The sequence below is a fragment of the Pseudomonas sp. 9.3L genome (genome assembly GCF_058536285.1).
Genome location: NZ_JBZUBK010000001.1, coordinates 3,979,620 through 3,993,112 on the forward strand (window position 1 = coordinate 3,979,620; position 13,493 = coordinate 3,993,112).

Annotated in this window: 9 protein-coding genes and 1 pseudogene; 8 read left to right on the forward strand and 2 right to left on the reverse strand. The window is 59.1% G+C overall.

Features of this window, described 5'->3' with window-relative positions:
• The first annotated feature begins 20 nt into the window (after window positions 1-20).
• The 5 genes and pseudogenes from AC4LE2_RS18400 to tssA all read left to right on the forward strand — a co-directional run bounded on the left by AC4LE2_RS18400 (window position 21) and on the right by tssA (window position 9,229).
• The gene (locus AC4LE2_RS18400) at window positions 21-3,941 is read left to right on the forward strand and encodes a type VI secretion protein IcmF/TssM N-terminal domain-containing protein (protein WP_491827251.1); all 3,921 of its coding nucleotides are present in this window, start codon (window positions 21-23) and stop codon (window positions 3,939-3,941) included.
• Between the two features lie 31 nt (window positions 3,942-3,972).
• Window positions 3,973-4,899 (forward strand): type VI secretion system-associated protein TagF, encoded by a 927-nt coding sequence (tagF, locus tag AC4LE2_RS18405; protein ID WP_491827253.1) that lies wholly within the window; start codon window positions 3,973-3,975, stop codon window positions 4,897-4,899.
• Window positions 4,896-7,383: pseudogene (gene tssM, locus AC4LE2_RS18410) on the forward strand (type VI secretion system membrane subunit TssM). The gene tagF and the pseudogene tssM overlap by 4 nt, the downstream one beginning before the upstream one ends.
• 132 nt (window positions 7,384-7,515) lie before the next feature.
• A complete protein-coding gene (locus AC4LE2_RS18415) occupies window positions 7,516-8,034 on the forward strand; it encodes an Hcp family type VI secretion system effector (protein WP_491827254.1) in 519 nt (172 codons plus the stop codon).
• 100 nt (window positions 8,035-8,134) lie between these two features.
• Window positions 8,135-9,229, forward strand: a complete 1,095-nt coding sequence (tssA, locus tag AC4LE2_RS18420; RefSeq protein WP_491827256.1) for a type VI secretion system protein TssA — start codon at window positions 8,135-8,137, stop codon at window positions 9,227-9,229.
• A gap of 101 nt (window positions 9,230-9,330) precedes the next feature.
• Here the strand turns inward: tssA and AC4LE2_RS18425 are convergent, their stop codons facing one another.
• Window positions 9,331-9,543, reverse strand: a complete 213-nt coding sequence (locus AC4LE2_RS18425; protein WP_491827258.1) for a hypothetical protein — start codon at window positions 9,541-9,543, stop codon at window positions 9,331-9,333.
• Between the two features lie 255 nt (window positions 9,544-9,798).
• The gene (locus tag AC4LE2_RS18430; protein WP_491827260.1) at window positions 9,799-10,014 is read right to left on the reverse strand and encodes a PLD nuclease N-terminal domain-containing protein; all 216 of its coding nucleotides are present in this window, start codon (window positions 10,012-10,014) and stop codon (window positions 9,799-9,801) included.
• Between the two features lie 218 nt (window positions 10,015-10,232).
• On the opposite strand from AC4LE2_RS18430, the gene AC4LE2_RS18435 reads away from it, so the two are divergent.
• The 3 genes from AC4LE2_RS18435 to dxs all read left to right on the forward strand — a co-directional run bounded on the left by AC4LE2_RS18435 (window position 10,233) and on the right by dxs (window position 13,424).
• Window positions 10,233-10,475: an exodeoxyribonuclease VII small subunit gene (locus AC4LE2_RS18435; RefSeq protein ID WP_491827262.1), complete on the forward strand. Its 243-nt coding sequence runs from the start codon at window positions 10,233-10,235 to the stop codon at window positions 10,473-10,475.
• Window positions 10,472-11,359, forward strand: a complete 888-nt coding sequence (locus AC4LE2_RS18440; protein ID WP_491827264.1) for a polyprenyl synthetase family protein — start codon at window positions 10,472-10,474, stop codon at window positions 11,357-11,359. Before AC4LE2_RS18435 ends, AC4LE2_RS18440 begins: the two co-directional genes overlap by 4 nt.
• A gap of 178 nt (window positions 11,360-11,537) precedes the next feature.
• On the forward strand, window positions 11,538-13,424 hold the full coding sequence (gene dxs, locus AC4LE2_RS18445; RefSeq protein WP_491827266.1) for a 1-deoxy-D-xylulose-5-phosphate synthase: 1,887 nt from the start codon (window positions 11,538-11,540) through the stop codon (window positions 13,422-13,424).
• Window positions 13,425-13,493: the final 69 nt, after the last annotated feature.

The following is a 13,493-nucleotide window of genomic DNA, read 5'->3' on the forward strand; positions in this document are numbered from 1 at the left end:
GGTAACCGAGTCAGGAAGACATGAAAACACTTGTTCGTGCATCAAAAAGTTTCTGGTTTCTCATTCCGGTGCTGTGGCTGGGAAGCCTGCTCGCCTGCTGGTTGATCGCGCCACGCCTGAATGGGTGGCGTAACCATGTGCTTGAAGCCATGGCAGTCATTACCGCGTTCTACCTGCTGGTGATCGTGCTGCGTCAGTACAGGCGCATTCGTACCGAGCACAACCTGGAAAACCTGGTTCAGATCGAAGTCGACCGCTCGCTCAAGCCCAATACGGAATTCCGCGACCAGCAGGTGCTTCGTGACCGGCTCAAACATGCCATCGCCATGTTGCGTGCAGACCGCTCCGCTGGCGGCGGCGGCGCTTCGGCGCTGCATGACCTGCCCTGGTACTTGGTTATCGGCATGTCAGCGGCCGGCAAAACCTCGCTGCTTACCCGCTCGGGCCTGTCAGCCAGCATTGCCAGCAGCCAGAACGCCATCGACGGTGGAACCCAACACTGCGACTGGTATTTCAGCCCCGACGCCGTGCTGATCGATACCGCTGGTCGCTATGTGCACGACGACCAGTCCGCAAATGAATTCACCGCGTTCCTGCAACTCTTGAAAAAGCAGCGCAAAAGAGCCGCAGTAAACGGCCTGGTCCTGGTGGTAAGCCTTCCGGAGCTGCTGGCGGCGACCAGCCAGGAGCGGGCTGACATGGCTGCGCAGCTGGTGTCGCGCATCGAGCAATACACCCGCGCCCTGGACGCCCATTCACCGATCTACCTGATGCTCAGCAAAACTGACCAGTTGCCTGGTTTTCACGAGGCGTTCGAAGGCCTGGACCTGCACGAGCGTCAACAGCCCCTGGGTATGACCTTTGCGCTGTCCGAGATCCAGACCAAGGGCCTGCGCGCGGTATTGGACCAGAAACTGGCCAATGTGCATGGCGGCATCCAGCGCCATGTAAATGCCCAAATGATCACCCTGGGCGCAGGCGCCAGCAGCGCGCTGTTGAATTTCCCCAACTACTTTGCCGAGCTATCTGGCGTGCTGGAACAGTTCCTGGAGCATTTCACCTCGCCTGGCCCTGGCTCCAGCCCTCTACTGTTACGAGGCCTTTACTTCACCAGCGCGCTGCAAACCGACCAGCAGCTGAGTCAGGTATACGAAGACGACCTGGCCGAATCCTTTGCCTTGCAACCTGCCGCTGAAACCTTGGCGGCCACAGAGGCCGGGAGCAAAAAGGTCGGCGATCGCAGCTACTTCATTACCGACACCTTCCGGCGAGTGATTTTCGCTGACCGCGACCTGACGCTTTATCAGTCTCGCTCTGGACAAACCCGAGCCTTCGGCCCCGCGCTCATTGGTTTGGGTGTGCTGGCAGGGGTAGGCTTCGTCGGCTGGCAGGCGTTGGCCTTCCAGAACAACCGCGACTGGGTAGCGGCCATGCAGCACAGCGTGCGCGAGCTGATCGACGCGCCTGATCGTGATGAGCGTTTAGCGTCTGGGGCTGGCCTGGAGCTACTTCGCAACGAAATGCTGGTGATCGAAAAATACCGCGCCAAGGGCGTGCCATTGCGCCTTAGCGCCGGGCTGTACCGTGGCGACGACCTCTATGCGTCCATACAACCTGCGTACCTGCAACAGCTGCGGGCCCAGGCCCTTGAACCTGTCGCACTCAAGCTGCAATTGCAAATGCGCGAGTTCAACGAGTTCGCCGATGCCGTTAACCCACAAAACCACTTCGAGCCAGCGTCTGCCAAGGCTGGGAACAAGCCATCGAAGGGCCAGAAATACCTGGACCGGGGCGTAAAAGCCCTGACTCCATCCGGTACGCCAACGTTGAGCAGCCTGCCACGCAATTTCAGTGGTGCCGGCAGCAGCCTCAAAACCATGGCCCGCGGCAGTGCAACCAGGGCAGGCAATAGCGCCATGGCGGATGTGCGCAACCCTGCTACCCCTAATACCGCGGCTGAATTGTCTGCCACCACTGGCGGGTTATCGCTGTCCGAGGACATGCTTGGCCGCCTGGATGAACAGCAAGTGGCGTCGATCATCGAGTCGTACAACGCGCTGAAGCTTTACTTGATGCTCACCCAGCCCGGCAGCCATCCGGCCCCTGAGTTCGTCAGCGCCGCCTTGCCCCTGGCCTGGGCCACCGCTGCCACCCCACAAGGGCCGGTGAGTGACGAGATCATTCGAGGCAATACCTCGATGTACGTGCAGTTGCTCGAAAAAGGCCAGGCCCCTGCCCTACCCCGTAACGAACAACCGGTAGAAGCCACTCGCAAAAGCCTGAAGGGCTTTATGATCTTCAGCTCGCTGGTGGATCGCGAATACTTGCGCTTGCAGTTGGAGGCCAGCCGGCAGTTCCCCTCCATCGGGCTTAACGGTCTGGTGCCTATGCCAGGTCGCCAACTGCTCTATGGCGGCGAAGCCGTGCCGGCCATTTTCACCCGCCAGGGCTGGGATACTTTCGTCAAGCCTGAGTTGATCAAGCTCGTTTCGGGCAACTTGCGCAATGAGTCTGACTGGGTGCTCGATGGCGATGGTGGCGACAGCATCGTGCAGAAGGCCAACTTCATTCGTGAGTTCATGGCCCGCTATAAACGCGACTACGCACAGGCGTGGTACACCATGGTCAACAGCGTAGGCGTTCGCCACTTCACCGACTTGGGCAATGCCACGCAGCAGCTATCTCTGTTAAGCGATGTGGTGAATTCCCCCGTTAAGGCATTACTGTCGGGCGTGAACGAAAATACCCAGTGGGACGCCCCGGCTCTGCGCCAGCCCCAGCAAACGGGTAACACGCCTGATGACTCTTTTTGGGCACAGGTGACAGGGCTGTTCGACCATGCGCCCAAAGCGTCAAGCACCTTGGTTTCACCACTGCCTCAGGTGGACGACGGTTCGCTGGCAAAACGCTTCGAGCCTGTGTCTCGCCTATTCGCCGCGCAGAATGCCGAAGGCGCCGACAGTACGGTGATGGACCGCTACTTGGCTGCGCTGCGCAAACTCAAAGTGCGCATGACCAATATCCAACGCTCCCAGGATGTGGGCAAAAGCAGCAAACAGCTGATCAGCGAAACCCTCGAAGGCCAGCCTAGCGAAGTCACCAACGCTCGCAACTATGTAGAAACCACGGTGGACACCAGCCAAGGCAGCCTCTCGGCGTCGCTCCAAGGGTTGTTCAGCCTGCCGATCCAGTTCGCTTGGGAAACCCTGCGCGACCCGGCGGGCCAGCAGATAGCCAAAGCCTGGGCCCAGGAGATCGCCAAACCATGGGAGCAGGTTATGGCCCACCGCTACCCGATCGCGCCTGGTAGCCGCAACGAGGCCTCGGTGAAAGATCTGCAGCGTTTCGTCGATCCCGAATCCGGCCTGTTGCCCAATTTCAAACGTAATGAAATCGGCAACCTCTCCGGTGGTGAAGGGCTGGGCATGGGCAGCAGCGCCAAGCAGGCCCCGCTGGTGAACCCAAGCATCGTCAACAATATCGACAAAGCCAGCTCGGTAGGCCAAGTGATCGCCAGCCTGTCTGACAAAGACAACGGTTTTGAAATCATGCTGGAGCCTTCCACCCGTTTCACCGACATCATCTTCACCCTCGACGGGCAGGCCCAGCATTATCGCAACGGTAAAACCAACTGGAGCCGCTTCTCCTGGCCGGGCACCACCACCGCCCCCGGCGCGCGCCTGGACGTGGTGACCCTCGCTGGCGAACGCATCACTGTGTTCGACTACCCTGGGCGTTGGGGCCTGCTGCGGATGAACGACAGCGCCCGGGTAGATGACCTGGACGGCATCCAGCAGCGTTTCAGCTGGAACACTGCCAGCGGCTTGGTAAGCCTGACGGTACGTAACTATGGGGGTGTGAAGCTGACCGACTTGGCGAACGTGAAATCGCTAAGCGCGCTCAACTCACCCGCCAGCATCGCTGAGGGCCGTGGCAAGTGAACAACCAACGCCACCCTCAGGAGAGCGGCCTATGATCGGCTGCTTCGGAAAAATACCGGCGAGCTCAGACTTCGTCAGCCTCCATGGGGCGATTGAAGAGGCCTGCGAGTTCGACAGCTGGCTGCAAACGGCCCTGGCGGCCTTGCAGCACCATGACAGCTGGAAAGCCGTATTCGATAGGCTGCCGGTGTGTTTCTTCTCCTATCGAGCAAAGTCTGGAAACGCCCTACTGGGAGGCTTGATCAGCTCGAAGGACGCCAGTGACCGGCGCTACCCGTTTTTTATCTTCCAGGCGGTGAAAGCCAAAGATGCAGGAACGCTACTCAACCCCTTCACCCTGAGCGAGCTGTTCAGCGCACGTATCAAACCCTTGCTGCACCTAGCTGTTCAAGGTGAAGCCCAAAGCGTGTTGTTCAAGCAGATAGAAGCCCTGCGGCCGCTGCAAAGCCAGGACTTGGCACTCTTTCGTCAAGTACACGAGAAATTCCTGTGGAACTTCACCCTGACAAACATCAGCACGGCTTTGAATAACGCGTCTCCAGAACTGGCAACTGACGCTGTGCTGGCCCAGTTGAACGCTGCCAGGCTAGTGCCTAAGCAAGGCGAGCCCATGGCCACGTGCTTACCCTTACCTGCTGAAAGAGGGCTGAAGAATCCGACCGCCGACCTATGGATCGATTGGCTATCACGATTGAACGCTCGTCAGCAGGCGCCCGAGGTGAACGTGCTGGCGGATGACTTCATGCACCCGCGGCTATACAGCTTTGGCTCAAGGACGACTGCTGGCCTCTACACAGCGCTAGCCCAGCCCTGCCAGCCAAAGAGCAGCGCCGCCTTATTCACTGGCTCCACCACCTCGCACATTACTGGCCAGGCTATTCGTTCAATCGACCCCGATCGCCCTCTGTTTAACGTTATCCATCATTTTGTTGGCGCGCTGGATGTGAAGCCCGTATGAACAAGATCAAATATTACTTTCTGCGCTACCAGCCTTACATTCTGGGGATGTGTTTTTTCCTCTGCACGTTTGTGGTGTGGGGGGCTGGCTACGCGCTGGGCTTTAGCTCACTAAGCAGTTTGCTGTTCGGCATCGGCCTGTTCCTATTGTTATCGGCAGGCTACGTGCTGCTGCTTTATCGAGGGGTTTCCCGGTATCCCAACCTGGAAAACCTGCTACGGGACGACGCTGATCAAGCCGTACTCAATGCCAGCCCAGGGGACCGCGAAGAGGTCAGCCTGCTGCGGGAGCGCCTACTACACAGCATTGAGCGCTTGCACGGCAATAAGCCCCGTAGTGGCCGCACTCAGGACGCGCTTTACGCCCTTCCTTGGTACTTGGTAGTAGGTCAGCCTGCAGCTGGCAAGAGCACCATGCTGTATCAGTCCGGGCTGAACTTCCCTTACGCCGAGCGTGAGGGTGTAAGGGTTGCCGGGCTTGGCGGCACCCGTAACTGCGACTGGTTCTTCAGCTCCGAAGCTGTGCTGCTGGACACTGCTGGACACTGCTGGCCGCTACATGGACAGCCCAGAGGAAGCCGGGAAATGGCGGGCGTTTCTTCAACTGCTACGCCAGCACCGCCAGCGCCGCCCCCTCAATGGGCTAATCGTCACGGTGAGCATCCATGACATTCTGCAAACCTCTCTAGAAGACCAGGAGCGGATCGCCAAACGGCTACGCGAACGCATTCAAGAAACCCATTCGTTGCTGGAAATCCGCTTGCCGGTGTACCTGGTGTTCACCAAGTGCGACTTGGTACCGGGCTTCATCCCGTTCTACCGGCGTTTGGACGAGACAGCCCGTGGTGAAGTAATGGGCAAGACCTTCGCGCACGCCGACTATGAGCGGGCCGACTGGGGGCAACGCTTCAGCGTGGCCATGGACGAACTCGTTCACTACTGGCAGGGCGTTGCCGACCAACAGTTGGTGGCCCAAGACATACACATTACTCGCCAAGACTCTACGGTCTATCGCTTCCCACTGGAGCTGGCAGCGCTTAAGCCCAATTTGCAGCTGTTCGTGGAGGCGTTGCTTCGCGCTAACCCGTACCAAAACGCTGAACTGTTGCGCGGTTTTTATTTCACTAGCGCGCTGGATGCCGACGCCCCGGAAACCGGTGAGCATGCTCGTCAGGTCAGCACACGCTTTTCTCTACAAGCGGAAGCAGAGGCTGTCAGCCACAACGCCTTGCCCCAACCGATATTCATTAATAGCCTGTTCCGCAAGGTGATCATTCCGGATCAGCACTTGGTCGCGCTGTATACCACTAACTTCCGCGAGCGCCGCCGTAAGGCCGTTTGGGTCGGAGCGAGTGGCGTGATCGCGGTACTACTGTGCGGCCTTTGGGGTTGGTCATATTGGAACAACAAAACCGAAATCGATACCGTGTCGGCGGAACTCGCCACGGCAGCGGCCGAGGATAAAACCAACCCAAGCCAATACACCGCCTGGCAGACCCTAGATCGCCTGCGCTTCCGGGCGGGCAATTATTACGCCCGCCACCATGGGCAGGGTGTGCCGATGCGAATGCGCCTGGGCCTCTACCAGGGTTATAAGGTCGAGCCCGTGGTGCGCGAACGCTATTTCAGCCGGCTTGAGACCGTCATGCTCAAGCCCACTGCAGACAACCTCACCCGCTCGCTGTACCTGCTGACCACCCTCAAGGTGTACCAACGCAACGCCAAAGAACTCACGCCCATTACCGGAGTGGATAGCGTTGAACCGCGAGCACTTCCGGTGGATAACCGAGCGCAATCGATCGCGGAATTCGGCAAGGCCACGCTGACAACCTACGTGATGCTTTCGCGAGCGCAGCGGGATAAGGCCGACCCGGCCTTCCTCAAAGCCAAGATCCCGGATTACTGGTACCCGGCAATCGCCCTTAAAACCGGCAAAACCACCGCTGCTGGTGGCAGTGATTACGAGCTGGCCAGCCGCCAGGTCACCTTCTATAGCGACCAGATTCACGAGCCGGACGTGCCGCGCATTATCGATAACGCATTCCTTACGTCCAGTTCGCGTAATTACATTGATAGCCTGCTCTCGCAATCACTGCGCTCCATCGAAACCATCACGCTAGAGTCGGACACGCTGTTCGCTTTCGGCCGAGCGGATTTCCAGAGCCTAAAAGCGGAGGGGCAAAGCCAACTCAGTGCGATCGCCAGCAAGCTGCTGAATACCCCCGGCATTGGCAGGATCATCATTGGCGGCCATGCCGACCAGATTGGCGACCGCCAGGGCAACCTTCAGGTTTCTCAGCAACGGGCACAAACCATCAAAACCTACCTGATCGGCAAGGGCGTACCTGCCAGGCTGATCGAGGCCGTGGGCGAAGGCAGCGAGAAGCCTTTGGTCAAGTGCGACATGCAACTGCCCAAGGCCCAGCTCATTCAATGCCTGGAGCCTAACCGGCGGGTAGAAATCGAGGTGCGTGCGCTCAACTGAATCGCGCCGCAGGCAATACCGACGCTTTGGCCCTCAACTCAGAGGCCAGAGTGTCACTGGCCTCGTGGATGTTCAGCGAGGCTAACTAATGGGCTACACGCGAGCCCGTAATGTGAGTAAGGAGAAGTAACAATGGCATTTGATGCATATATCCAGATTGAAGGCATCCCAGGTGAAGCGCTGGACGAAAAACACAAGGATTGGATCGAGGTATTGGGGTTTGAGTTCGAGGCCACTCAAGCGACGTCTGCTACTGCAAGCTCCTCGGGTGGTGCGTCCTCCGAGCGTGTAGCGCTTAGTGATTTCAGCATTCGCAAGGCCGTCGATAAGGCCTCTGCCAAGTTGTTCGAGGCTTGCTGCAAAGGTACCCACATTCCCAAGATCCAACTGAACGTAAACCGCGCAGGTGGTGACAAGGTGACCTACCTCACTTACAACCTGGAAGAAGTTGTAGTGTCCTCGGTACGAGCGTTGGCCGGTGGCAACCAGAATGGTGAAGATAAAGCCACTAGCGATCTGCCTATTGAAGAGATCAGCTTCAACTTTGCGCGCATCAAGACTACCTACACCCAACAGAGCCGCGCCGACGGCCAGGGCGGCGGGAACGTTACCGGCGGCTGGGACCGTACCGCAAACAAGGTCTTCGCCTGATCGAGTAAGCGCAACGGGCATTCGCCATCGGCGATAACCCGTTATCGACACCATGCCAGTCCCTTGGCATGGTGTTTTTCTATCGTCTACAGAGTGGACCATGCCTGAATTACTCAACGATCTTTCTCTGACCGAGCTCACAATGCCCATCCAGGAAGGAAGCGGCGAAGACCTGAGCTTTTCAATGCTATTTGATCAGATTAAAGAGGCACGTCGAGCAGACCCTGACTACCTGACCCAAGGCGATTGGCAAACCGATCTGAAGATTTCGGACTGGGACCTGACCATCACCCTGGCGGCCGAAGGGCTCTCCCAATACAGCAAGGACCTGATGCTCGTGGCGTGGCTGTGTGAGGGCCTTGCACACAGGCATCATTTTGTCGGTATCACATTCGGGCTGACAGTAGCCGAGCGCATTCTTGAAGCATTTTGGCCAGGCCTGTTCCCCGCAGCCGATGAAGGGCTTGAAGAACGCGCTGCGCGCCTTGCCTGGCTAAGCAGTACGCTTACCGCGTTGGTAGGCGGGCTACCGATTACCCAGGGGCAGAAGTTCGGCCTGCTGCGCTATGACGAATCCCGGCAGATGGAAAACCTGGCGCTGCAAAATCAGCAGGCGATGAATGCAGCCTTGGCCGAAGGTAAGATCAACGCAGAGATGTTCCAACGCTCCGTGGTACTCACCGACAGTGATCACTTGATGAGCAAAGCGTCGGAAATCAATGAGAGCCTGAAGGCTTGCCGACGATTGCAAGCCAAGGTGGACCATTTGTTCGGACACGAAGCACCCAGCTTTTCAGCATTGAACGAGGTACTTTCTCGTGCGGCTCAATTGACAGAAAAACTGCTGAAGGACCGGGGCATTAAGGTGCCGACAACCCAGGCCTTGACTGAGCCCCAAGGCCACGCCACTGACGCCCCTGGTCAACCCTATGTGCACGCCCTGACTGCCCAGGACGCCGTGCCGACAGCGCTGCGCACTACGCCACTGACCCGGGACGAAGCCTTCACGATGCTTGCCGGTATCGCACAGTTTTTCAAGCAGACCGAACCCCAGAGCCCGGTGCCTTACTTGATCGAACGTGCAATAAAGTGGGGAAATATGCCGCTTGAAGGATGGCTCAGCGATGTAATCAAGGACAGCAATGTCGTTGATAGCATTCGTGATGTGTTAGGGACCAAGGCGCCTAAAAGCTGAGGGCGCTAATCGATACTTCCACGAGCCAATGCCAACACGTTAACTGGAGGCCCAACAGCAAAGGCCGGCAGTATGCCGGCCTTGGGTTTAGGTGTCCCCCTTCAATGCCATAACCCTGCCAGGTATTCATGCCCGGCTGGCGTTAACGTAAGCCTGAACACGATAGCCCGGTCCGGGTTGTATACGCGTTCGCTACGAAGAAAGCCCGAGAGCACCAGGGCTTGCAAGGTCTGGGTCAACTGCCCGCGATGGGTAGATTGGCCAGAGGCTACGTCGGCAAGAAGGCAACGATGGGTTTTCTTATAGTCAAGCATGGCAAACTTCCTTTCACGGTTTTCTTATTGTTAGGCCTCAGCGTAGACGAAGCGTGGGCGCTCTACCATGGGGGTTCAGACGAACGATCCAGATATTCTTGCGCCAGCGTTTTTGCAAATGCACTACAACCCACGGATCCCTTGGGCTTGAAAGTAATGTGACAGCTTTCACGCTGTCGAAAAAAAGCTGAATCGCGTCACCGTGATTCAGCTTTCGTTCAACGTTGCCAGGCACTCGCTGGACACCGTTGCCGGTCAGCCCTTGCTGTGGGTGGGCGAGGTCGGTGGCTGCATGCCGCGTGGGCCCATGACACCCCAGATAATCAATCCTACGACGGGCAGGATGAAGATCAGCACGGTCCAGCCCACTTTGGTACCCGATGATTTGCTGCTGCGCCATACGCTGACGATGGCCCAGATATCCGCTATCAGTACGACAAGGCCTATCAAGCCGGAAAGTAATGAGTCCATGGCATATCCCTCATGGTTTAGACGCCTAGGCGACCCCTGTCGCCCACTACTACTGTCGGCGTTTTAGGCGCCGTTTGGTTCATGAAGAGGCAGGCACATCTGGACGAGCGGTCTATCCGGCAGCATCAAGCATTGAGGGGCGATGACATGGCGGTTTGCCCGCACTGTTCTGCTCTGCTAACGTCCCCCGGTTAATCATGCCCCCCGAGAACCCCGCCATGGCCCGAAAGAAAACCGCTCTGGACTTCGAGCAATCGCTCACGGATCTGCAATCCTTGGTAGAGCGCCTGGAAAACGGGCAGCTGTCCTTGGAAGACTCCCTCACGGCCTTCGAACAAGGCATACGGCTAACCCGTGACTGCCAGGACGCGCTGGCTGCGGCCGAGGTGAAGGTCCAGCAATTGCTGGAGCAAGACGGTCAGCTCGTAGAAGAACCCCTGGATGTGGACGACACGCAATGATCGCCGGGTATCAGGCACGCTGTCAGGTACGTGTAGACGCCGCGTTGCAGCAGCTGCTCAAAGCGCCGCTCCAAGAGCTGGCACGGCTCTATGAGGCCATGCACTACAGCGTGATGAATGGCGGTAAGCGGGTGCGGCCTCTGCTGGTGTATGCCGCCTGTGACGCTTTGGGCGGTGACCCTGCCAATGCTGATGGCGCCGCGTGCGCGGTGGAGTTGATCCATGCCTATTCGCTGGTCCACGACGATTTGCCGGCCATGGACGACGATGACCTGCGGCGCGGCAAGCCCACCACACACAAAGCCTTCGACGAAGCCTGTGCGATCCTGGCGGGGGATGGCCTGCAGGCGCTGGCGTTTACGGCACTTACCTCACCCCGCCTCGGGCATTTGCACGATACCCTGCGCCTGCAGATGGTGCAGGCGCTTGCGCAGGGTGCAGGCCCGGCCGGCATGGTGGGGGGCCAGGCGATCGACCTGGGGTCGGTTGGGCTCAGGTTGGACCAGACAGCCCTCGAGCAGATGCACCGGCACAAGACCGGGGCACTGATCGAGGCCAGCGTGGTACTGGGCGCCCTGGCGAGCCAGCGGGCACAACCCGATGACCTCAAAGCACTGAAGAATTATGCGCGAGCTATCGGCCTGGCCTTCCAGGTGCAGGACGACATCCTGGACGTAGAAAGCGATACCGCTACCCTGGGCAAGCGCCAAGGCGCCGATATCGCCCGCGACAAGCCGACCTACCCTGCCTTGATGGGGCTGGCTACTGCCAAAGGCTATGCCCTTGAGCTGCGCGACCAGGCGCTGCATGCACTGCGCCCCTTCGGCCCTGACGCCGAGCCGCTTCGGGAGCTGGCCCGGTACATCGTAGAGCGGCGTCACTAAGCGTCGCTCACCTGGGCAGGCCGCCAGCCCTTCATGTGCGAGCCTACGCAGCGCGCGATAAAGCGCAGCGTGCACCGGTCACCACCCAGGCAGCACGGCCATCGTCGCGCAAGCCTCCTATAGGCCCACGCCATAGGGTAAACTCTTCCCCTTTATGGCTTCCAAAACGATCCGCCTGATGCCTACGACGTTCCAAGAAATTCCCCGTGAGCGCCCGCCAACCCCGTTGCTGGATAGCGCCGATACGCCAGCCGGCCTGCGGCGCCTGGGCGAAGCCGAGCTTGAAAGCCTGGCCGACGAGCTGCGCCAGGCGCTGCTGTACAGCGTTGGGCAAACCGGCGGCCATTTCGGGGCCGGGCTTGGCGTGATCGAGTTGACCATTGCGTTGCACTACGTCTTCGATACCCCGGACGACCGGCTGGTATGGGACGTTGGCCACCAGGCCTACCCCCACAAGATCCTCACTGGCCGCCGCGAGCGCATGCACAGCCTGCGTCAAAAAGAAGGCCTGGCAGCCTTCCCTCGCCGCAGTGAAAGCCCCTATGACACCTTTGGCGTCGGGCACTCAAGCACATCCATCAGTGCCGCGCTGGGCATGGCCATTGCCGCCCGCCTGCAAGGCAGCGACCGTAAGGCCATTGCTGTGATCGGTGACGGTGCGCTCACTGCGGGCATGGCCTTTGAGGCGCTCAATCACGCGCCGGAAGTGAATGCGAACATGCTGGTTATCCTCAACGATAACGACATGTCCATTTCCCGTAACGTAGGCGGGCTGTCCAACTACCTGGCCAAGATTCTGTCCAGCCGCACCTATTCCAGCATGCGTGAAGGCAGCAAAAAGGTACTTTCGCGCCTGCCGGGCGCCTGGGAAATTGCCCGCCGCACAGAGGAATACGCCAAGGGCATGCTGGTACCGGGCACCCTGTTCGAAGAGCTGGGCTGGAACTACATCGGCCCCATTGACGGGCACGACCTGCCTACGCTGATTGCCACATTGCGCAACATGCGCGACCTCAAAGGGCCGCAGTTTTTGCATGTGGTTACCAAAAAAGGCAAAGGGTTCGCGCCCGCCGAAGTCGACCCTATCGGTTACCACGCCATTACCAAACTCGAGCCCTTGGCGCCTACACCGGGCGTGGTCAAAAAGCCCAGCGGCCCCAAGTATTCCAGCGTGTTCGGGCAATGGTTGTGCGACATGGCCGAAGCCGATTCGCGGCTGGTGGGAATCACTCCCGCGATGAAAGAAGGCTCGGACCTCGTGGCCTTCAGCGAACGGTTCCCTGATCGCTACTTTGACGTGGCCATCGCCGAGCAGCACGCAGTAACCCTCGCTGCGGGGTTGGCGTGCGAAGGCGTAAAACCTGTGGTCGCGATCTACTCCACCTTCTTGCAGCGCGGCTACGACCAGCTGATCCACGACGTAGCGGTTCAGGGCCTGGACGTTCTCTTCGCCATCGACCGCGCAGGCCTGGTCGGTGAAGACGGGCCTACCCACGCGGGCAGCTTTGACCTCTCCTTCCTTCGCTGCATCCCAGGCTTGGTCATCATGGCGCCCAGTGATGAAAATGAGCTGCGGCTGATGCTTAGCACAGGCTTCCACTATCCGGGCCCGGCCGCTGTGCGCTACCCACGTGGCACTGGCCCCAACGCACCGATGAACGCTGCGCTAGGCACGGTCGAGGTAGGTAGGGGTGTGGTCAGGCGGCAAGGCCAAGGCGTGGCGATATTGGTGTTCGGCGTACAGCTGACCGAGGCACTGGCCGTCGCGCAACGGCTGGACGCAACGGTCGTAGACATGCGCTTCGTCAAACCCCTGGATGAGGCTTTGGTCAAGGCAATGGCTGCCCGGCACGGGCTGCTGGTCACGATCGAAGAGAACGCCATCATGGGGGGTGCAGGGTCTGCGGTAGGTGAATACCTGGCGCGAGAGGGTATTTTGATCCCACTGCTGCAACTGGGCCTGCCGGACACTTACGTGGAACACGCCAAGCCGGCGCAAATGCTGGCTGAATGCGGGCTGGATGAAGCCGGTATCGAGGCCGCTATTAAGGCACGGCTGGCCTGACGCCTCGCTAGCCCAGCTACGGTAGATCGGAGATTGATCTACCGCTATCCCTACTACTCCAACGCGCTT

Coding starts and splice junctions, on each gene's coding strand:
- AC4LE2_RS18400 (WP_491827251.1), top strand. CDS start 21: ATGAAAACACTTGTTCGTGCATCAAAAAGTTTCTGGTTTCTCATTCCG.
- tagF (WP_491827253.1), top strand. CDS start 3,973: ATGATCGGCTGCTTCGGAAAAATACCGGCGAGCTCAGACTTCGTCAGC.
- AC4LE2_RS18415 (WP_491827254.1), top strand. CDS start 7,516: ATGGCATTTGATGCATATATCCAGATTGAAGGCATCCCAGGTGAAGCG.
- tssA (WP_491827256.1), top strand. CDS start 8,135: ATGCCTGAATTACTCAACGATCTTTCTCTGACCGAGCTCACAATGCCC.
- AC4LE2_RS18425 (WP_491827258.1), bottom strand. CDS start 9,543: ATGCTTGACTATAAGAAAACCCATCGTTGCCTTCTTGCCGACGTAGCC.
- AC4LE2_RS18430 (WP_491827260.1), bottom strand. CDS start 10,014: ATGGACTCATTACTTTCCGGCTTGATAGGCCTTGTCGTACTGATAGCG.
- AC4LE2_RS18435 (WP_491827262.1), top strand. CDS start 10,233: ATGGCCCGAAAGAAAACCGCTCTGGACTTCGAGCAATCGCTCACGGAT.
- AC4LE2_RS18440 (WP_491827264.1), top strand. CDS start 10,472: ATGATCGCCGGGTATCAGGCACGCTGTCAGGTACGTGTAGACGCCGCG.
- dxs (WP_491827266.1), top strand. CDS start 11,538: ATGCCTACGACGTTCCAAGAAATTCCCCGTGAGCGCCCGCCAACCCCG.